Annotated in this window: 18 protein-coding genes; 15 read left to right on the forward strand and 3 right to left on the reverse strand. The window is 59.1% G+C overall.

Annotated elements, in window-relative coordinates:
- The first annotated feature begins 29 nt into the window (after window positions 1-29).
- The 12 genes from IFT71_RS19175 (at window position 30) to IFT71_RS19230 (ending at window position 17627) form a co-directional block, all read left to right on the forward strand.
- A complete protein-coding gene (locus IFT71_RS19175) occupies window positions 30-1526 on the forward strand; it encodes an ATPase domain-containing protein (protein WP_244655062.1) in 1497 nt (498 codons plus the stop codon).
- Window positions 1516-3570, forward strand: coding sequence for an ATP-binding protein (locus IFT71_RS19180; RefSeq protein WP_192142954.1), 2055 nt, complete (start codon window positions 1516-1518; stop codon window positions 3568-3570). The genes IFT71_RS19175 and IFT71_RS19180 overlap by 11 nt, the downstream gene beginning before the upstream one ends.
- Before the next feature lie 783 nt (window positions 3571-4353).
- Window positions 4354-6498, forward strand: coding sequence for a TonB-dependent receptor (locus tag IFT71_RS19185; RefSeq protein ID WP_192142956.1), 2145 nt, complete (start codon window positions 4354-4356; stop codon window positions 6496-6498).
- 191 nt (window positions 6499-6689) lie between these two features.
- Window positions 6690-8318, forward strand: a complete 1629-nt coding sequence (locus tag IFT71_RS19190; RefSeq protein ID WP_192142958.1) for a tannase/feruloyl esterase family alpha/beta hydrolase — start codon at window positions 6690-6692, stop codon at window positions 8316-8318.
- 51 nt (window positions 8319-8369) lie between these two features.
- Window positions 8370-9188, forward strand: coding sequence for a DJ-1/PfpI family protein (locus IFT71_RS19195; RefSeq protein WP_192142960.1), 819 nt, complete (start codon window positions 8370-8372; stop codon window positions 9186-9188).
- 229 nt (window positions 9189-9417) lie between these two features.
- Window positions 9418-11589 (forward strand): TonB-dependent siderophore receptor, encoded by a 2172-nt coding sequence (locus IFT71_RS19200; protein WP_192142962.1) that lies wholly within the window; start codon window positions 9418-9420, stop codon window positions 11587-11589.
- 395 nt (window positions 11590-11984) lie between these two features.
- Window positions 11985-12449, forward strand: coding sequence for an Rrf2 family transcriptional regulator (locus tag IFT71_RS19205; protein WP_192142964.1), 465 nt, complete (start codon window positions 11985-11987; stop codon window positions 12447-12449).
- Window positions 12439-13347 carry an NAD(P)/FAD-dependent oxidoreductase gene (locus IFT71_RS19210; RefSeq protein WP_192142966.1) on the forward strand — a complete coding sequence of 303 codons (909 nt, stop codon included), beginning with the start codon at window positions 12439-12441 and terminating at the stop codon, window positions 13345-13347. Before IFT71_RS19205 ends, IFT71_RS19210 begins: the two co-directional genes overlap by 11 nt.
- Window positions 13348-13363: 16 nt before the next feature.
- Window positions 13364-14047 (forward strand): glutathione S-transferase family protein, encoded by a 684-nt coding sequence (locus IFT71_RS19215; RefSeq protein ID WP_192142967.1) that lies wholly within the window; start codon window positions 13364-13366, stop codon window positions 14045-14047.
- Window positions 14048-14154: 107 nt separating this feature from the next.
- On the forward strand, window positions 14155-15072 hold the full coding sequence (locus IFT71_RS19220) for an MBL fold metallo-hydrolase (RefSeq protein ID WP_192142968.1): 918 nt from the start codon (window positions 14155-14157) through the stop codon (window positions 15070-15072).
- 64 nt (window positions 15073-15136) lie between these two features.
- A complete protein-coding gene (locus tag IFT71_RS19225) occupies window positions 15137-15919 on the forward strand; it encodes a sulfite exporter TauE/SafE family protein (protein WP_192142969.1) in 783 nt (260 codons plus the stop codon).
- 193 nt (window positions 15920-16112) lie between these two features.
- On the forward strand, window positions 16113-17627 hold the full coding sequence (locus IFT71_RS19230; protein ID WP_192142970.1) for an MATE family efflux transporter: 1515 nt from the start codon (window positions 16113-16115) through the stop codon (window positions 17625-17627).
- A gap of 227 nt (window positions 17628-17854) precedes the next feature.
- Here the strand turns inward: IFT71_RS19230 and IFT71_RS19235 are convergent, their stop codons facing one another.
- The gene (locus tag IFT71_RS19235) at window positions 17855-18277 is read right to left on the reverse strand and encodes a hypothetical protein (protein ID WP_192099912.1); all 423 of its coding nucleotides are present in this window, start codon (window positions 18275-18277) and stop codon (window positions 17855-17857) included.
- A 315-nt stretch (window positions 18278-18592) separates the two neighbouring features.
- Here IFT71_RS19235 and IFT71_RS19240 point away from each other — a divergent pair, with 315 nt between their 5' ends.
- Both IFT71_RS19240 and IFT71_RS19245 read left to right on the forward strand, forming a co-directional pair.
- On the forward strand, window positions 18593-19081 hold the full coding sequence (locus IFT71_RS19240; RefSeq protein WP_192099911.1) for a hypothetical protein: 489 nt from the start codon (window positions 18593-18595) through the stop codon (window positions 19079-19081).
- A complete protein-coding gene (locus IFT71_RS19245) occupies window positions 19069-19272 on the forward strand; it encodes a helix-turn-helix transcriptional regulator (RefSeq protein WP_192142971.1) in 204 nt (67 codons plus the stop codon). Before IFT71_RS19240 ends, IFT71_RS19245 begins: the two co-directional genes overlap by 13 nt.
- A 116-nt stretch (window positions 19273-19388) precedes the next feature.
- Here the strand turns inward: IFT71_RS19245 and IFT71_RS19250 are convergent, their stop codons facing one another.
- Window positions 19389-20153 (reverse strand): SIMPL domain-containing protein, encoded by a 765-nt coding sequence (locus IFT71_RS19250; RefSeq protein ID WP_192099909.1) that lies wholly within the window; start codon window positions 20151-20153, stop codon window positions 19389-19391.
- Window positions 20154-20355: 202 nt separating this feature from the next.
- A complete protein-coding gene (locus tag IFT71_RS22050) occupies window positions 20356-20787 on the reverse strand; it encodes a J domain-containing protein (RefSeq protein WP_446740776.1) in 432 nt (143 codons plus the stop codon).
- An 80-nt stretch (window positions 20788-20867) separates the two neighbouring features.
- On the opposite strand from IFT71_RS22050, the gene IFT71_RS21250 reads away from it, so the two are divergent.
- On the forward strand, window positions 20868-21102 hold a 235-nt coding region (locus IFT71_RS21250), incomplete at its 3' end, for a hypothetical protein (protein ID WP_206757466.1).

Consider the following 21102-nt stretch of genomic DNA (forward strand, 5'->3'; position numbering starts at 1 on the left):
CCGGACATAGCACGAACAACGGTCAAGATATGAGCCAGGCACCAACAATCTCGACCGGTAATACCGGTCTCGATACGATCCTGACCGGCGGTCTGCCGGCCAACCGTCTTTACCTGCTTGAAGGCACACCGGGGTCAGGCAAGACGACGCTCGCGCTCCAGTTCCTGCGCGAAGGCGTGCGGCAGGGCGAAAAGGCCCTGTACATCACCCTGTCGGAAACCCGCGAAGAGCTGGCCGTGGTCGCATCCTCGCACGGCTGGAGCATCGACGATTTCGATGTGTTCGAGTTCAGCGCCGCCTCCGAAATTCTGGGTGGCGGAAGCGAGCAGTCCGTACTCCACCCGTGGGAGATGGAGCTGAGCGAGACAGTCCAGCTTATCCAGACCGAAGTCGAGCGGGTGCAGCCGCGGCGGGTGGTGTTCGACAGCCTGTCAGAAATGCGCCTGCTGGCGCAGGATCCGCTGCGTTATCGCCGTCAGGTGCTGGCGCTGAAGCAGTTTTTCGCCGGCCGCGATGCAACGGTGATCCTCGTCGATGACATGACCGGTAGCGCAACGGGCCACGACAATCACCTTCACAGTCTCGCGCACGGTGTCATCACGCTGGAGCGGCTGACCCTCAACTGCGGCGCGGCTCGGCGCCGGCTCCAGGTGCAGAAGCTCCGTGGCGTCGATTTCATCGCCGGCTATCATGACATGACCATCCGCAAGGGTGGCCTGGACATCTATCCGCGCCTGATCGCCGCGACCCATCATTCTGAGTTCAGCGGCGAGGTGACCCCGAGCGGTGTGGTGGAGCTCGACAATCTGCTCGGCGGTGGCCCTATGCGCGGCACCAGCGTCCTGGTGACGGGACCGGCGGGTTCCGGCAAGACGACGATCTCGCTGCAATATATCGATGCCGCGTGTCGACGTGGCGAGAAGTGCACGATCTACGAGTTCGATGAGCGGGTGGGCACGCTGATGGCGCGGGCACGCGCCTTCAACCTCGGCTTGCAGGATCATGTCGACAACGGATGCCTCGTCATCGAGCAGATCGACCCGGCCGAACTGTCACCGGGTGAGTTCGCCTCGCGCGTGGTGAGCGAGGTCGAGGATCGCGGCGCCAACATGATCGTCATCGACAGCCTCAACGGGTATATGGCTGCGATGCCGCAGGAGCAGCAGCTCATTTTGCAGATGCATGAGATGCTGTCGTTTTTGAGCCAGAGGGGTGTCGTCACCTTCCTCATCAACCCGCAGCATGGGTTGGTGGGCACGATGGCAACCAACCTCAACATATCCTACGTCGCTGACACGGTGCTGCTACTGCGCTTTTTCGAAGCCGAAGGTCGCATCCGCAAGGCGATATCGGTCATCAAGAACCGTGGTGGCATGCACGAGGATACCATTCGCGAATTGCGCATCGACCAGCAGGGCGTGCGCGTCGGTGAAGCGCTGTCCGCGTTCAAGGGCGTACTCACCGGCACGCCGGAATATCTCGGCGCTCAGACACCTTTGATGGAAGATCGCTTCGGTGGATCATAAGACGGCGTCGGAAGGTCACCGCGTCCTCGTCTGCGCACCATTTGGCCGGGACGCGCCAAGCATCAAGGCGCTACTCGACGCCGATGGCTATGATGTCGCGATCTGTCCTGATTTGGGCGCTGTTGCAGCACATCTCGACTGGCGTATCGGGGTTCTCCTCCTCACCGAAGAGGCGTTGAAGCAGGGCGATGTGAGCCTGCGCGAGGCGTTTCAAAAACAGCCGGCCTGGTCTGACATTCCGACTATCCTGCTCGCTGCACAGCGTACCAATCAAGCTGCGCGTCCGAGACCAATGCCGGCTGGTCGGCCCGATAACAGCATCGTGTTGGAACGGCCGCTGGGAAAGGCGTCGCTGGTCAGCGCTGTCGCCTCCGCCATGCGGTCGCGTCAGAAGCAGTTCGACATGCGCGATCGGCAGGCTGAACTTGCCGAGAGCGAGAGCCGGCTGCGCCTGGCGACCGATGCGGCCGATGTCGGGACCTGGGACCACGATCCGCGTGACGGAACGATCCGGTGGGATGCCCGCTGCAAGGCGCTGTTCGGCATGCCGGCAGACACAATTGTCGATAATGCGCTGTTCCTCGCTCATGTCCACGATAGCGATCGGGCGAATGTCGAGGCCGCCTTAAACGGCGCTGTCGATCCCGCCGGCGATGGTGGCTATGACATCGAATACCGCACAATCGGAATGACCGATGGCGTTACGCGATGGGTTGCTGCGCGTGGTGGCAGCTTCTTTGCTGACGGCCAGGCGATCCGTTTCATCGGCACGATCATCGACATAACGGCGCGCAAGGACGCCGAGGACTCGCTCGATCGGCTCAACCGGACGCTGGAAGAGAAGGTCGCCGAACGCACCGCCGAACTTGAAGCGGAAATGGCAACGCGCGCGCGGGCCGAGGATGCGCTGCGACAGAGCCAGAAGATGGAGGCGGTGGGACAGCTCACCGGTGGGATCGCTCACGACTTCAACAACATGTTGACCGGTGTCATCGGCGGTCTCGACATCATCAAACGCCGGATCGCATCCGGTCGGCTTGACGACCTCGACCGGTTCATGGATGCGGCGTCGGCGTCGGCACAGCGTGCCGCAGCGCTGACCCAGCGACTGCTCGCCTTCTCACGCCGGCAGTCGCTCGATACCCGTCCGGTCGATGTGAATGCACTCACGCAGTCGCTGGAGGATCTGCTTCGCCGAACGATCCGCGAAAACATCGCTCTCGCCATCGTTTCCAACGAGCAGGTCGGTTTTGCCGTCACCGACGCCAACCAGCTCGAGAACGCGATCCTGAACCTCGTCATCAACGCGCGCGACGCAATGCCCGATGGCGGACAGCTCACGATTGAAACATCGCTCGTCGAGCTCGATGAGGCCTATGCAACCGCCAAGCCTGACATTGCGGCCGGGCGATACGTCATGGTTGCCGTCTCCGACACCGGCGTGGGCATGTCACCTGACCTCGTTGCCAAAGTGTTCGATCCGTTCTTCACCACCAAGCCGATCGGCCAGGGGACCGGTCTCGGCCTTTCGATGGTCTATGGTTTTGCCCGGCAATCGGGCGGGCAGGTTCGCATCCACAGCCGCCCCGGTGAGGGAACCTCCGTCAAGCTCTACTTGCCGGCCGGCGAAGCGCCAGAAGGCAGCGATTCATTTGTTGCCCCGCAGCTTCAGGAGGGCGACGGCCAGACGGTTCTGCTGGTCGAGGACGACGATTCGGTCCGTGTCCTCATCCATGAGGTTCTGAGCGAGCTGGCCTACCGCACGATCCTGGCAAAAGACGCCAACGAGGCGATCCCTGTGCTGGCGTCAGACCGAACGATCGATCTCCTGGTGTCAGATGTTGGTCTGCCGGGCATGAACGGTCGGCAGCTAGCCGAGATCGCGCGTACTCACCGGCCCGAGCTGCCGGTACTCTTTGTGACCGGCTATGCCGAGAATGCCGCCATTCGGGCCGGTTTCCTCGGCACCAACATGAACATGATAACCAAGCCCTTCGCCCTGGACGCGCTAGGGGCTAAAATTACCGGAATGCTTGGCGGATGAGCCACCTTTCATCGGTATTTTAGGTCTCTCTCGTCTTTTTAGACAAGTTTGAGTAAATAAGCTCAGTCCCAAATTACCATCGTTTTCAGGACAGCTATAGGTATCATGGAGCGGCAGCTATCCGCTTCGAAGTTCCTAGTAGCTGACTGGCTGGAAAGTCCCCCCATCGTAGCCGTTGAGATCCGGGTTCAGCACGGAGATCTTTCTCGCCGCGACACCGCCTCGCCGGACGTTCTCGAGGCAGAGACAGAAACGTTCCTCGTTACCCCGCACGGAGGCTCATCGGTGCCGTTTGATTGGGTTCCGTATGGTCCTCGTTGATTAAGACCTCAGCCGGACCAGGCGAGCAAATCGACCAGAAATCTAAACGTCGTTCTCTCACGTAAAACAGACCATCCTGGAGCTGGTGCACTTAGAGCATAGCTAAAACGTACCGGCTGCATCTCAATCATTCGCACGACTTGGAAGAGGAAGGGCGTGGGAAGGGGAGGGGCTTCGGCCAGGATCGATGGTGCCTTACTCATGGTTCATTGAGGTCGCCCCATCGGAGCCGCCCTGCCTTCTCATAATGCCATCTCGACGGCGCAATTTGGAGAAAGTGGTTTTGAGAACGGATTTTGAGAAAAGCTCGGTACTTGAGGCGCGGGACCGACCAAAAGACGTCAGCTATCTCGCTGGCAGTTCCTTTTAGAGACGTGAATTTGGTGATGAAGGGCAAGGTCTTGCGACGTTATACCATGCCTGCTAGGACTCTCGTAATCTGAAGAGTTACGGAAGAGGGACATGGTCAAGGTTATGGTCGGGCGCCGTTGGCTAGCGCTCGGTGCATCCGTCAGTGCTCTTTCGCTCGAATCGGCGACAGCGGCACACGACAGTTCGCAGAAGCGTGCTTCGGAAGATCAAGTCACAGACATCGTTGTAACCGGTGAACGGCTGCCCGACTCCTATCCGGGTGGGCAAATCGCACGTCGCGTGCAGCTAGGGGTACTCGGCGATCGTGATATTATGGACACGCCGTTCAATGTCCAGGGATACACGAGCAAACTAATCGAAGATCAGGGCGCGCGAACTATTGGCGATATCGCTGATAATGACTCGGCCGTACGCAGCAATTGGTCGACCGACGCGGGATACTTCCAGGAGGAGTATTCTGTTCGTGGATTCCTCGTAAACGCTTCGGACGTTATGTTTCAAGGACTTTACGGCTTGGTTCCGGTGCAGGGGGCCCCCCTAGAAGGCTTGGAGCGTGTGGAAATCCTGAAGGGGCCTAGCGCAATGCTAGGCGGCGTTTCGTTGCACGGTACAGTAGGAGGCGCGATAAGCGTCATCCCGAAGCGAGCATCGGACCAGCCGATTACGTCGGTGACTTTCGCCTACACAACGAAGTCTCAGATCAATGGGGCCATCGATATTGGAAGGCGTTTTGGAGGCGGCGGCAAGTTCGGCATCAGGCTGAACGCTTTCCGTCGGAGCGGCGGCATGGCGCTTGATCGACAGTCCGCCAATCAGGGATTCGTATCGGTAGGAGCCGACTATCTCAGTGACCGCGTCAAGATCACGCTAGATGCCGGACTAAATACCCGTTCGGCGAAGGCGCCGCTGACCAGTTTGGCGGCTGGGCCCGGGTTCGCCATTCCTCGTCCGCCAAAAGCCGGTAGAAACTACCAGCAGTCCTGGGCATTCATGGACGTGCACGACAGCTATGGCGTCTTGCGTGGCGAATTCAACCTGAGTCCATCATGGACTATGCATGCCGCTATCGGACATCGATACACCGATCTAGATCAATTAGTCCCGTCCTATTCCCTAATCGACGTGGCGGGCACCCTGAGCCAGCGCTACAGCTACGCTCCACGGACATTCGACACCACTTCCGGTGAAGTAGGAGTTCGAGGCGAAGTGACAAAGGATCGAGTCTCTCACTCGGTAGTCCTATCCGCCTCCTTTCTACGGCAGGATCAGGCGAATTTTACTCAACAGTTGCCTGGCAAGTCTTCCAATATCTACAAACCCGTTCTTGTGTCGTTACCTAATTCGATAAACCTCACCAGCCGCCCCCTGAAGAGCAGCGAATCCCACCGCGCCAGCGTCGCCTTTTCGGATACGTTGTCAGTTTCCGATGGTCGTTTTCAAGTGCTTCTGGCTGGGCGCATACAACAGATCAAGACTATTGGCTTCTCGATTGCTGGAGTGCCGATCTCGCACTACGATAGAACCGTTTTTACGCCTGGGTTCGGGCTAATCGTCAAGCCGGCGGAGAAGCTGTCGTTCTACGCGAATTACATCGAGGGACTGTTGCAACCGACCGCACCTGGGGGCGCGCTGAACCCAGCAGACGTATTCGCGCCGCTTCGAACGAGGCAACGAGAAATCGGTGGTCGCGTCGACTTCGGCAACTTCCAAGCTGGTGTCAGCCTATTCGACACCACGCAGCCAAAGACCCTCACCGACCCTTCGACGCTCCTCTATGGCATTGACGGTGAACAGGGGGTTTGCGGCATCGACCTGAATTTCGAGGGAGCCCCGGTGGTAGGGTTTCGATTGCTTGGCGGTCTGTCCCTCTTCCACGGGGAGCAAGTTCGGACGGCCGGAGGCATCAACCAAGGGAAGGCGGCGACAGGCGTTTCGGACATTCAGGTCAATCTCGGAGTCGAGGCTGACGTCATGTCTTTGAAAGGGCTGACCCTCAGAGCGCTCGCGCTTCACACAGGGCGTCAGTATGTCGACGCCGCAAACCTACAACGAATTCCCGCATGGACCCGCCTCGACCTGGGAGCGCGGTATGCGACTGACGTCGGCGGGAAGCTGATGACCTTACGGTTGAACGTCGAGAACGCATTCGACAAAGCCTATTGGGCCTCGGCCGCCCGTGATCTTTCGCTTGGCGCACCGCGAACCGGCAGAGCCTCGATTTCGATGTCGTTCTGATGACTGCCGGAACGGACCTGTCTCGTGTGCGCGTCGATGGCAGGGGTCCCGCATCGACGTGTGATCTCTCTCTGGCAGGAGCCATTGACGATGACGGCGTTTCAACGACGCCAACCGCCCTGTCCACCCGACGAAGCAGCACAATGCGGTGCAATATCATGACCTTCCCAATGTTGAAGCGGGATCCGCACGTGCCGGTCGACCTCGTGAGGCTCGTCAAGAAGGATGAACGGATGAACTATCTAGTTTCAAGGAGTTGGCACATTTCGCAGTTGGCCATATCGATCGTCGCAGTCCTACTCCTGTTCTCGCCGCCGGTTGCCGCGCAGGGAAGCGATTCGCCGCGTAGGCCCGGCGCCGCGAGATGTGAGGCGCTAGGGAAGAAGAGCTTTGCCGCGGTGCCCGACGCACCGACGACGCTGACCTCTACCACGTTCGTCGAGGCGTCGGACTCCAAGCCTGCGCACTGTGAGGTGGAAGGCTACGTCGCGCCCCAAGTCGGCATCCTGATGTGGCTCCCGACACAGAACTGGAATGGCAAGTTTCTCCAGGTCGGCTGCGGTGGTTTCTGCGGCACGTTCGTGTTCATGCGCGATTGCGTGGCGCCGCTCGGCAAAGGCTATGCCTGTGTGACGACCGACATGGGCCACAAGGGAAATCAGGGCGGCGGCGTGGCCTGGGCCTATAACAACCCGCAGGCAGTCATGGACTTTGCTTACCGTGCAACTCATGTGACTGCCCTAGCGGGAAAGGCTATTTTGCATGCATACTATGGCAGGAAATCAGACCGATCCTATTTTCGGGGGTGTTCTGCCGGTGGGCGTCAGGGGCTGATCGAAGCACAGCGTTTTCCGTGGGATTTCGACGGCGTGATCGCAGGGGCTCCCGCGATCAGCTATTCGGACATCTCCTTCGACTTCGCATACCGCGAGCGCATCTTTCGCGACGCGAGGGGTATCCCGCTATTCGACGCGGGCGCGAAACAGCTGCTCTTCAAGGCCGTCCGCGTCAAATGTGACATTAACGACGGCGTGAAGGATGGCCTGATCGGGGATCCCAGACTTTGCCGTTTCGATCCTCAAGTGCTTCTGTGCAAATCCGGCACCACGTCGCAATGCCTGACCAAGGCACAAGCCGACGCGGCCACCGCACTGTACAAGACGGATCGCTCAGTGTCGGGCGAACGGTTGGGACAGGCCGCCTATCCGGTCGGGGTGGAGAACGCCGTGCCGCTCGTGGCCCGCGATGCGCGGCCATTCTACGAAGACTTCTTCAAGTATATGGCGCTGCAGCCAAACCCGGGGCCGGAATGGACCTTCGAAAAGTTCGACCGTGAGGCGGACTATCAGCGCCTAGGTGAGATCCAGGGTCTGATGGATGCGACCAACCCCGATTTCAGCAAGTTCAAGCGCGCTGGCGGCAAACTGATCCTTCATCATGGCTGGGCGGATTCTGGACTTTCTGCAAACGCCTCCGTTGAGCTCTACGAGTCCATACAGCGCGCGATGGGTGGCCCCATCGCGACCCAAGAGTTCATGCGGCTGTTCATGGTGCCCGACACGGATCATTGCGGCGGCGGTCCTGGGGCGAACGCCATCGATTATCTGGAGTACCTCGACAAGTGGGTCGTAGAGGGTTCTGCGCCTGATAGTATGATCGCAGCGCATTATACCGAAAAGCATCTTTCGCCGGCGCCCGCGACCGACAGCGCGCCCAAGTTTACGCGCCCGGTCTACCCCTACCCGCTGTACGCCAAATACAAAGGCTCGGGTGACCCGAACGATGCGTCGAGCTTTCGTGCCTTCAGTTTGATGAAGTGATCGCGCCCCGGTGAAAGATCTTGAGAATCATGGAATGTTTGGAGAAGAACGATGGATCACATCGATCGCCGCACGGCGACATTGCTAACTTTGCTTGGGCCGCTCATGGCCGGAGGCGCTGCGGGCGCACAAGCCGCGGAGCCTAGCGCCCCCGCACCGACGGAAAGCTACATGGACAAGGTGCCGGCAAGTTGGAAGGGTGCCGAACAGATCGGTATTTTGATCTATGACGATGTCACTGCGCTCGACGTGGTGGGCCCGCACTACTTCCTGGGTCGCCTGGCCGGGGCAACGGTGCATTTCATCGCCGACAGGATTCGTCCGATCAGCTCGGATGCCAATCTGACGCTGATGCCGACTGCAACGTTCGAGACATGCCCGAAGGATCTCGACATCCTGCTGGTAGGTGGTGGGACGAAAGGCACTCTGAAGGCGATGCGCGATCCGGCCACGATCGCGTTCATCAAGGACCGCGGCGAGCGCGCCAAGTGGGTGACGAGCGTGTGCACGGGTTCGCTGCTGCTGGGCAAGGCAGGCCTCTTGCGTGGCTATAGGGCGACTTCCCACTGGATCGGGCGGCCGTTGCTCAAGGAGTTTGGTGCGATCGAGGTCGACGAGCGCGTCGTATTCGATCGCAACCGCATCACCGGTGCGGGTGTATCTGCCGGGCTCGATCTGGGCTTGTCCATATTGAAGACGTTGCGGCCCCTTGAATTCGCCCAGATGGTGCAGTTGTTCGGTGAATACGCGCCGCAGCCTCCCCTCGACAGCGGTACGCCCGATCATGCGCCTGCGCCGGTGCTGGCTCGTGCAAATGACATGCTCGCCGACTTCGTTGCTGGCGTACGCGAGGCCGCTGCCAAGCGATGAACGGTCCACAGGAAGGGAGCGATGTCGTGCCAAGGCGGCGCTCGGCGCGAAGCAGCTTAGTGTCCGCATTACCCTTGGCCGGACACCGAGCTTATCGGCGATGAACTGATGAATAGGCTGTTGAGAGATCGAGGCTCTGTCCGCGGGGATCAGCAAGCTGCAAAGGCCTCGAAGCACGAAGGCGGACTGGCTGAGCGTCGTGAGGTGCCTTCCCATCGAGAAAGAAGATATGTCGTACGCCCATGAGCCAACTACGGGCGCCAAGAGCTGGGCGAACCGCACACGTCTTGTCATCGGCACCGCTTTGGCCGGCACGTTTCTGGCTAACGGCGTCGATGCGCAGGAGTCCGGCAACGGGGAGCGGGAAGGTAGCTGGGCGGGCGAAATCGTCGTGTTGGGCAAACGCGATGGCTATGTCGTCCAGGAAGGAAGCTCGGCCACACGCACCAGCACACCACTGCTCAAAGTTCCTCAATCGATCCAGGTGATCAACAGTTCGCTGATTAGAGATCAGGATCGGCGCTCGCTGGCGGATGCGCTTGTCAACGTTTCGGGTGTTGTCGCGAGCAAACCAGAGGAAGCGCACACCTCGCAGTCTCTCATCCGTGGTTTCCGATCCGAGATATTCTTGGATGGACTGCCCGCCTACGCCACCAATGCTCTGGTTGATCCAACGAGCTTGGTTGGCGTCGATCGGATCGAAGTCGTGAAGGGGCCTACGTCGACCGTATATGGGGGCGGCGCGGGCGCGCCGCTGGGCGGGCTGATTAACATCGTCTCAGTCAGGCCGGCGGAACGGGCAGAGGCCTATGTCGCCTTTCGCACCGGCAGGTGGTCGACCATCAACCCCTATGCGGATGTGAACGTACCAATCACCGACGGGATCGCGCTACGCGTGACTGGTGAGTTGCAGACCGCTGACAGTTGGACCGATTATTTTCACACCGAACGTCTGTCGATACAGCCGAGCATCGCGTTCGGTCTGGGGTCGCCGACGCGACTGACCATCATGGGCAAATACGATCGACGAGAAGCGCTCGAATTCACCGGACTGCCGCAGGATGCAGCGCTCGCCGGAACGATCCGGCGCGACGCCTTTCCCGGCGCAACCAGCGGACAACCCAAGACGACGATCAGCAATAAGCTCCTTACCGCTGAGTTGCAGCACAGGTTCTCGAAGGACGTAGGTCTGACCGTGACAGCCCGCTATTATGAAAACATCGCAAATCGGTATGGAACATTCACTTACGTCGATTTCGGCGCCGAAGGCAGACCTGCGGACATTGAACCGACGTCCTATCCAATATTCAAGCTTTACCAGCCACAGAGCGGCAACGAATTTACGGCTGACGCAAACCTACTAGTGAACACGAATATGATCGGTGGTGAGCACAATATACTGGTAGGCGCAAACTACGATCGAACAAATTCGTTGAATAAGCTAAACTTCGTGTCTACGTCGATTGGCAGGATCGATCTTGCCGATCCAAAATACAACCTGTCCTACGGCGCCATTCCGACCGATGGCAACTTCGCGGACGACAAGTTCAATACGGTGGCCGTCTATGTGCAGGATCAGGCTACGTCTGGTCCGCTGCACCTATCCGGCTCGCTGCGCTATACCAGTACGAAGATCAAACGGGTGCGTAATACCGGGGTCCTCAATTTCAAGGAAACCTACAACCGCCTGATCCCCCGGGTTGGAGCGACATTGGACTTTGCCAAGGGTGTTGCGTTGTTCGCCGGCTATGCAACGGGCTTCCGTGGCGCGGTCACCTTCAACGCCCTGCCCGGCCAGGAGATAAAGCCCGAGACCTCTGAATCGTACGAAGCGGGAGTGAAGTTCGCGCTGAACGATGCCCACTTGTGGGGAAGCGTTGCGGTGTATCAGCTCGAACGCCGCAACGTGGCGGTTGCCGTTGCTGGGCAGCCAGGTGTGTCGGTTCAGACCGGCAAGCAGCGCGCACGTGGCTTCGAGGTCGACGTCACCTGGGAGCCGCTGCGCTCGCTATCCCTTCTCGCCAACTATGCATACACAGACGCGATCGTCTCCCAAGACACGACCATCGCGGTCGGATCCGATCTACCGCGCGTACCGAAACATAGTGGCCGCGTCGCCACCCATTACAGGTTTCGGTCCGGCGCGGCTAAGGGCCTGTCGCTCGGAGCAGGCGTCACTGGGCGAACCTCACGCGAGAATTTTCTGCCAAATCGGGGCCGAGTGCCCGGGTATGCAACAGTTGATGCCCAGGCCTCCTACAATTTCGATCCGTTCACCCTCACTGCCTCGTTCGCCAATATCCTGGATGAGAGGGCATTTGATACGTTTCAGTATCTGGCGCCCGTCGTGAACCCGACTCAGCCGCGTTCGGCCTACATCATCCTGAGAATGAACCTCTGAAACCCAGGAGCGTGGTATTCCGTCGAGCTTCCGGCGAGTTTTAGCTGCCTGTCAGGCTGCGCCTTACCGCATTTCTGTCTACCGTATCCACAGCGTGGCCCTTTGTTAGCCAGAGCCGTGCATGCCCGTCAAAACATCTCGGTCCCCACAACCGTCGGCCTGAAATGCAAGCGGCCTTGCGGAAGGCCGTCACACGGCCAACGGCCCGACTCCCCAAGGCTAGCTTCGGCAAGGCACAGCTCGAGCAACAGCCGCTCAATGGTAGAGTGGGCAACAGTGAAGCCCCGCGATGGTCCTCATCGGACTGTCGCCTTTCGCGAACCTCGCATCCAGCGCCTTCAGCCTAGCGACTGCATCGGTTGACGTGACTGCAGTCACGCAATATATGATGTTGCATGAGACGAGACACCAAATTGTCGGGCGTGCTTCACGTCCTTCTCCACATGGCTGAAGTTGATGCCCCCGTGACATCGGACACGATGGCCAAAGCGATGCAGACCAACCCTGTGGTCGTCCGCCGGATTATGGCCGGACTGCGGGACGCTGGCTTCGTCCGGTCGGAGAAGGGGCATGGTGGCGGATGGACCATTGCTGGTGATCTTGCGTCGATCACGTTGCGAGACGTCTATGTCGCTCTCGGCTCGCCCGGACTTTTTGCCATGGGCAACCGTGCGGAAGCGCCGGGCTGTCTTGTCGAGCAGGCGGTCAATGCTGCGCTGGACAGCGCCTTTCAAGACGCAGAGACGCTGCTGCTCGATCGTTTCGGCGCAGTGACGCTGGCGGAGTTGAGCGCCGACTTTCACGCTCGCATGGTCGCGAGCGGCAAATCCATCGATCTGGAGACTGTTCATGCAGCATGATGCCATAGTCATCGGCGGCAGCTTTGCCGGGCTATCCGCCGCCATTCATATTGCCCGCGCACGCCGTTCTGTTTGCGTCATCGACGCCGGACTCCCACGCAACCGGTTTTCCGATGCCTCGCACGGCTTCTTCGGACAGGATGGCGGCGAGCCCCTGGCGATGATCGCTGAAGCGAGTGCGCAACTGCAACGCTATCCCACCGTGCTCACGATGTCGGGAGCAGCAGTTGGCGCGTCCGCCATTCCCGGCGGTTTCGAAGTAGAACTTGCTCACGGTGTCACCATCACGGCCGCCAAGCTGGTCCTGGCGTTCGGCATATCCGACGTGCTGCCGGAAATATCCGGGCTGACAGAACGCTGGGGCAAGAGTGCGCTGCACTGCCCATACTGCCATGGTTTCGAGTACGCTGGTCAGCGTCTTGGCGTCCTTCAGACCATGCCGATGTCGGCACATCAAGCGCTGCTTATCGCCGACTGGGGCCCCACGACGCTGTACCTCAATGGTGGCGACCTGCCGGACATCGAGACGCAGGCAAAGCTCGCACGGCGCGGCGTATTGATCGAGCCGGCGCAGATCGCGAGGCTGCAAGGGTGGGAGGACCATTTGTCCTCGCTGCTGCTCGATGACGGTCGCGAGGTCGCAATTGACGCCCTTTACCTTGCTCCACGCACAACGCTCAACAGCCCTATCGCCGAGCAGCTCGGTTGCGATTTGGACGACGGCCCGCTCGGCCCCGTCATTCGCACTGATGCCGCAAAACTGACCAGTGTGCCCGGTGTCTATGCAGCGGGCGACGCCGCTCGCGTGCCGCACAACGCGACATGGGCAGCTGCCGATGGCGTCACCGCAGGCGTGTCCCTGCATCAGGCGCTGGTATTCGAGCCGCTTGCGGCCTGATCAAGAAGGATTTTTCATGAAGCTCTACGAACTCGATTGGGCGCTCTACCCCCGGCGCGTGGGCATCTACATAGCAGAGAAGGGCATCAACGATATCGAGCGGATCGCCCTCGATGCACTTGATCCCGCAACCGCGTCGAAGATGGCGCACCTTAGCCCCCAGTGCACCGTACCAGCCTTGGAAACGGAAGATGGTACGGTGATCGGGTCGTCGGTCGCGATCCTAGAATATCTTGAAGAGCTATTTCCCTCGCCCGACATGCTGGGCGCCACCCCTGAAGACCGAGCCCGGACACGAGAGTTGGTGGCCGTGATCGACGAGGCAACCAATCAACTCGGTATCTGGTGTCACAAGGCAAGCCCGATCTTCGCAGAGCGCGAAGAACAGAGCCTGGAAGCTGCCGGCTTTGCCGCCAATGCCTATCACGGACAGCTGAGACTGCTTGACACAATGATAAAAAGGGCAGGAGGGCCATTCCTGGCGGGTCCGCAGGTTACCATTGCCGACTGCATTACGATGGCAACGTTGCAGTTCGCAGAGGAGTTCTACGGGGTGCCGGTCCCCGAACACTATGCCGCTCTGGCCGTGTGGCATGCCAGCTTCGCAGCTCGACCGAGTGCACGCTCTCCAACTTACCCAACGCCGCTGCTTGCACTTACTCTCGGCTTGCCACTGATTTGCCCAGCGACCCGCGTCTAGAGGTCTTTCTGATTTTGAGGCGAGGCGTGCGTTCGAAGCACCTGATCTTGATACGCTAACTAGGAGCCGCTCGTGTTCAGCCGCGGTGAACTTGGAGTCTTATACTCATGGATCCGATACTGAACGAAACTACCGCACAGATCGAGAAGGCGAGAAAGACGGGATCGCCAGTGGTGCGGTCCTTCTTCGACGAGTTGACGAACACCGCGACCCATGTCGTCTGGGATCCGCTCACGAAGAAGGCCGCCATCGTCGATAGCGTCCTCGATTACGACGCCGCCGCGGGCTGCACCAAAACGGCATCGGCGGATGCGGTGATCGAATATGTGATGAATGAGGGACTGACAGTCGACTGGCTGCTCGAAACCCACGCTCACGCGGATCACCTCTCTGCAGCTCCCTATCTGCAACAGTCTGTCGGTGGTCGGTTGGCGATCGGTCGAGAGATAGTTTGTGTTCAGAAGGTCTTCGGCAGGATCTTTGACGCCGACACTGATTTCAAGCGCGACGGTTCTGATTTTGATCGATTGTTCAAGGACGGCGACCGGTTCGCCATCGGCGATATTGAGGCTACGGCGCTCCACGTGCCGGGCCATACGCCCGCAGACATCGCTTACGTGATCGGTGACGTGGTCTTTACCGGCGATACGCTCTTCATGCCTGACTACGGTACTGCGCGAACCGACTTTCCCGGCGGTGACGCACGGCAACTTTACCGCTCCATCCGCCGGCTTATGCAACTGCCGGACGAAACGCGCCTGTTCCTCTGCCACGATTACAAGGCAGTAGGCCGTGACGAATACGTCTGGGAAACAACCATTGGCGCCCAACGGATCGGCAACGTCCATGTCCACGAAGGGGTGGGTGAGGACGACTTCGTCGCAATGCGGACCAGTCGTGACGCTACATTGTCGATGCCCAAGCTCATCCTGCCCTCGGTTCAAGTGAACATGTGCGGCGGCCATCTACCAAAGCCGGAAGCCAACGGCATCCGCTACCTCAAGATACCCCTGAATACGCTGTGATGTCCTGCTCCTCCGAAGCGATGCTCCATGGACGCATCAGCCGCGTGAAGCTCGACAAAGCGGCATGACGCTTGAGCCGATCCAGTATCTGCTGGGCACCCTGTCCGGTAGCCTAGTGGGATTTATGCTAGGGCTTGCAGGCGGCGGTGGCTCGATCCTCGCGCTACCGCTCATGGTCCATCTGGTACGCGTTCCCGATGCTCATTTGGCCATTGGCACAAGCGCGTTCGCGGTGGCCGCCAATGCAGCGACCAGTCTGGTCAGTCATATCAGGGCGTGCACCGTCGACTGGCGATGCGGCGGCATGTACGCAGCCGTTGGGGTTGTCGGGGCCATGCTGGGATCCACCGCAGGCAAGGCCGTAGACGGGGGCAAGCTTCTTTTTCTATTCGCACTCGTGATGGTCGTCGTCGGGGCACTCATGCTTCGGGGTCGAGCCGACGAGGGTATCGCTGGAGCCGGGTGCGACCGTCAAAAGGCTCCGAAGGTTCTTAGCTACGGCTTCGGGACCGGGCTGTTCTCTGGATTCTTCGGCATCGGAGGCGGTTTCCTGATCGTTCCCGGTCTCATCGGATCGACGGGAATGCCGGTCTTGAACGCCGTAGGCACGTCGTTGATCGCCGTCACCGCATTCGGACTGACGACGGCGGTCAACTACGCTTTTTCCGGACTGGTGGATTGGCCGCTCGCTTTCGCCTTCATCGTTGGTGGGGTTGCCGGTGGATTGACGGGCACGCGAATTGCCGAGCGTCTGTCCACGGGCAGCAAGCTCACCACGATCTTCGCAGCGCTGATCTTCGTGGTCGCCGCTTACATGCTGTGGAAGAGCACAGGTTCGTTCGTCTGATGCGGTGCCACGATTGTCATCGAGCCGTTCTTGACGGTCGCCGATCGCAGACCGAGATGCGGTTCCCTGCGATGTTCCTGGAACCGGCGACGGCGGCGGGACGGTTCTGCCTCTCGTGTCCATTGGCGGTCGAGGCCCAACCATACTTGTCGCCCTCATCGCTCGAAACGATAGGCCGCGAGGGCTGTTGGCAATGAGAACTCTTCGTGAGCCGCCTTCGGTGGAAAGTTCTCTAAGGGAGGTCGAAGGCCGAAGAAACAGCGGCAACGTTCGCAGCAAGCACGGCCAGCGTGATCTGACCACCGGGCATATCGGCGCCACGCTGATAATGTTCGCGCTCCCAACTCTAGGTTCAAACATCCTCCAGGCGCTAAACGGATCGATCAATGCGATCTGGGTCGGCCGCTATCTCGGAGAAGGCGCTCTGGCTGCTACTTCGAACGCCAACATCATACTGTTCTTGACGTTCGGCGCAGTCTTCGGCTTCGGCATGGCGGCGACGATCCTCATCGGCCAGCGTTTGGGGCAGAATGATATTGAGGGCGCACGCCAGGCGTTCGGAGCGGCCGTAGGCCTGGTCGTCAGCTGTGCAACGATCGTTGCGGCCTTTGGCTGGGTGTTCGCTCCTGAGATCCTGGATCTTCTTGCCACCCCGAGAGGCGCTATGCCGCTCGCACTCGCGTATTTGCGCGTGATCTTTCTCGGGCTGCCCGCATCTATGATGATGCTCCTGGTGATGATGGGGCTCCGTGGCACAGGCGATTCAATGACGCCGCTCTGGTTCATGATACTCAGCGCGATTCTAGATGGCGGCCTCAACCCCTTGCTAATAGCTGGTATTGGACCATTTCCGCAAATGGGGATCGCCGGTTCAGCGGCCGCGACCCTGGTCGCCAGCCACGTGTCGCTGCTTGGGCTGATCGCCTATACCTACAGACAGGACCTGCCGCTCAGACTGCGCGGACACGAACTCCGCTATCTAATTCCAAAGCGCGCGATGACGCGTGCGATCGTGCGCAAGGGTTTCCCGATAGGGGCGCAGATGCTTGCTATGTCCACTGCGGGCCTTGCGATGATCGGACTGGTCAATCGTTTAGGGGTCGATACCGCGGCGGCGTTCGCAGTCTCGCAACAGCTCTGGACATATATCCAAATGCCCGGGCTGGCGATCGGGGCAGCCGTCAGTTCGATGGCGGCTCAGAACATAGGCGCGGGTCGTTGGGACCGGGTCGGCGACATTACGAAGTACGGCCTGATATTGAACATGACGTTGACTAGCGTGATCGTCGGCGCTCTGATCCTGTTCGATCGCCCGGTGCTGACGTTGTTCGTCAGCGGAGCGAGCCCTGCCTTGCCGATCGCGCAGCATATCCTACTGATCACGAACTGGAACTTCATCGTGTTCGCCGCGACGATGGTCCTGTTCTCAACCGTTCGTGCGAACGGGGCGGTGATCGCGCCGCTAATCATACTGATCGTCGCGCTGTATCCAGTGCGGATCGGCTTCGCGTTGCTGGGCGAGCTCTGGCTTGGAGCGGATGCCTTGTGGTGGAGCTTCCCTCTTGGATCGTTTGCGACAGTGGTCATGGCCGTCTGGTATTATCGACACGGCCATTGGCGGACCGGCGCACCGGTTGTGCCAGATGATAGCGAGGGACAAGCGCACGGGGTGAGCGAGCCGGGTGGGCGGTTGCAGCCTACGGGGTAGGCTGCGCGGCTGCTGTGCTGATGCAAACTCACAGGTTCTGCATCGGGCGGCCCATCGCGGCAATCTGGGCACTTTCGTGATGCACATATGCGATGCAGCAAGCGGGCAGATGAATTCTCGAAATAGCATCCTATTTCAAGAATCTAAGCTGACACGGGCCGGTCGCAAAAGGGGTCCCTTTTGCAATGACAGGAACGCCCAACATCCGACATTGCGCATTTACTCCGTTACGGAAGCAACGGCACCTGAACGGTTGGGAGCAGTTCGAGGGTGTTTGAGCGGACGGTTACCGGCAACATCATCGCCCAAGGATGACCACTCTCTTGCCCCACATATACGACGTTAATCTGCGCATCGAGTGAGCCGGAACATCCCATTTGAACATAGAGCAGGTCGGTCGCCCTGGTTAGAGCAGCGACAAGCTTGCTGTTCTCCTTGTGCGGCAATGCTACGCCGTTGCGCTTGACCAAGGCATTCACCAGGCCCTGTCGGAAGCGCCATCGCAGATTGACCGAAAAGTTGCCGTTCGGCTTGCACGAGATTGAATTTGTGAGCGCCTGGTCCGTCTTGGTCGCGGGAAACTCGTTCACCGGCACTGGAAGAGATGAAGACACCTGGGCGGCGAGCGTGAGGGCGAGCTCGATCAGCATTCAGGCGGGCGCAGGAGCGCAACTAAGGGACCGGCGAGGTGCAAAGCATCGCCCTTTCGGGATGAGTAGGTGCAGGTCAGCATGGTACCCCACGCCTATTCTACTTTCACCCAGCAATGTCCGCTTTCCTCTCCATCCCGGACATTTTTGATGCAAAAATCAAAAGTTTTGCATCAAAGGCCTCGCACAAATTGAGCACTGTGAGCCTGTGAAGGGTGCCCCCGCTCGACCTAGAAAGCCGCCCCTACGAGTCAAACATACTTGACTCTAAATGTCGCGTATGTTTGACATTGCGCGGAAGCGTAGGGGAAGCCGATGTACGAGTTCACTCACCGTGGGGCCGGGGTCAATTGGGCGGCTTTAGATCAAACCAGCCGACGCCTTGTGTCTGGGAGTATGGCGAGCGCCGTGGCGGCTGTTATGCCGCTTTTCAAATGGACCGCTGATGCGGCGCGCCGAGTGGGTATTGAGTTTCAGAGCCCAATGCCCCTTGACAGCACCGCTGTTTCAACTCCTTCTCTCTATCTGCCTGTCGCTTGGATTGTGGTCTGGGTGATCGGCTTTGCTGCCTTATCTGGCCTGCTATGGTGGCGCATGAGCATCCGTCAGGATGAGCTGTTTCATCGAGTGCAGAACTGGTCACTCGGCATGAGTGGCGCGTGGACTGCCGCTGCCCTCACAGTGTGGGGCCTGTTAAATATGACCGGGATTAGCCCGCCCATACAGGGTGCGGCCCCCCTGATCCTTTTCTCAGCACTCACAATCTTGTTCGGCCGGACCGCTGCGCGCAAATGGGCGTCTTAACTCGTCTCCCGGAACACCGGGCTGCATCGAACTTCACGCAGGCTGGATTGGCAACGCTCGTTGGCGTTTCCAGACAAACCATCAATTCAATCGAGACAGGTCGGTTTGAGCCTAATTTGTCATTGGCGCTCAAGCTGGCCCATCTATTCAAAGTGCCTGTAGAGAACCTATTCAGCCTACCGGAAAATTAGACATCGGCAGTAGCGCGGCGGCTGTCCTGATGCAGAAATCACCAGTTTTGCATCAGCCTAGCGACAGCAGAATCCGTGAGTTTCTTCATGCACAACTTTGATGCGTACCGCGATGGTCAACGATCAATGCCGTATGCAGCCATTAGGCGCACAGTCGTTTGAATTGGCTCGGGGGCGAGGTCGAGGCGGACAGGTTCCTCGGGTGCAGGCGGCGGGGGCGGCGGGGGCGGCACGGACTCAGCCGCAGACTGCGCAGTGGCTGGCATCTCCAATGTTACTTCGCGATAGTTGGCATCCTGCACCCGCAATAACGGTCCAAGCTTGCTACCTGCTCCTTCAGCGATCGACCGCGCTTGCGTCTGCGCGCTAACCAGAGCCGCCTGCATGGCACGACGGCGTGCAATCGTATCGTCGTGTAACCAGAAGCCCCGCAGGTTCGCGTCCAAGCCACCAAGCCGACTGATTAAACCAACTAGGGTACCAGCGTCGGCCACACGGGAGGTTTGTATAGTGACAGGCATCGACGCAATGTAGCCAATGATTGCACAGGACCCCGTCGATAGCCGCTGTGGTCCATAGCTGCTCGCGTCACATTCTTTCGATCGCACTTGTATAATCGAGAGGGCCGAAGAGTGATATTCGCCTGCCTTCTGCAAAAGTCCAGCAACGCCTGTCCGCATCGCTTTGGAGCCATCGCGCAGCTTGGAACTAGCCTCATCTGACGTCACCCCCTCCCCACGAAGGGTAAATCCAACCGTGACCATGTCCGGAGGTGTCTTGGCAGTGCCGCTTGCTGAGACAAGGATCTGGGACGGTGAGGGCGTTTGGGCTCCTGCTGATGAGCTTACGGCAGTTATGATCGCAAGGACGGCCAATTTCATCTGTAGCTCCCAGAAGGATGGACGCTGCCGCCTTCACCGACAAGCGTAGCCGATCGCGTAACTGCTGCAATAGGAGAGAGCATCAGTTACTTTCTTGCAAAAGGGTTCGTTTTCGAGAAGCCGGGTCAGTTCGAAATTTCGAGCGCTTGTCGTTCAGCCTTCCTTGGGAAGGAACCGCGTTTAATTATGACAAACTGCTGCGTCAGCGACTCACACTAGCCACGGCTAAAGCCATTATCGTCAGAGTAACGAGCAACCCGCCCACGCCTAATATGGTTCTCGATTTGTCAGTGGGGCCTGCGTTCAACGAGCTAGCAATGGGCCTTGTTGTAGATGATGGACTTAGATTATTTACGTTCCCACCACTATTTCTGTTCCGGTACTCGCTACGCTTTAGTCGGTACTGGTCGTATTTTAAGCGACATATCTCATTGTCTAATATGTTAATCGCTTCTGTAAGCGACTTAGTAATGCCGGGGGCCTCCGCCGACCTGTTTTGATCGGGATCGTATTTTACCATTAGCGTTTTGTATGCGGCTCGAATGGTAGCAGAGTCGGAATCTGGTGTGACGCCGAGAATACGGTAATAATCTTTCGTATAATCCATATCGCTCACCAGATCATGCAATAGCATTCACGCGCGTTATCGATTGCCATGGACCGCCGTCGGTCCGCAACGCGAAATTTGGCGCGCCAGATTTGCCCCTCGATATTATGACGCGTTTCAGCCACTCGGACCGGGTGCACAATCGCTTTCGCATCGGCATGCCGATTTTCGGATTTCACGATCGTTTGAGAGAGGGCTGGAGGCGGGTGGGTGGTTCTATGCATATGGTCGCAGCCTTCCCGTTTGATCATCCCGGCGAGCCCGTGTCGCTCTACGACTACGCGCCCGTGCTGCGTGTTCATGATCGTGGCGGCGATTGGGTTTTGAAGAGAACGGGACTGG

The organism is Sphingomonas sp. CFBP 13733 (assembly GCF_014841795.1).
Taxonomy (GTDB): Bacteria; Pseudomonadota; Alphaproteobacteria; order Sphingomonadales; family Sphingomonadaceae; genus Sphingomonas; species Sphingomonas aerolata.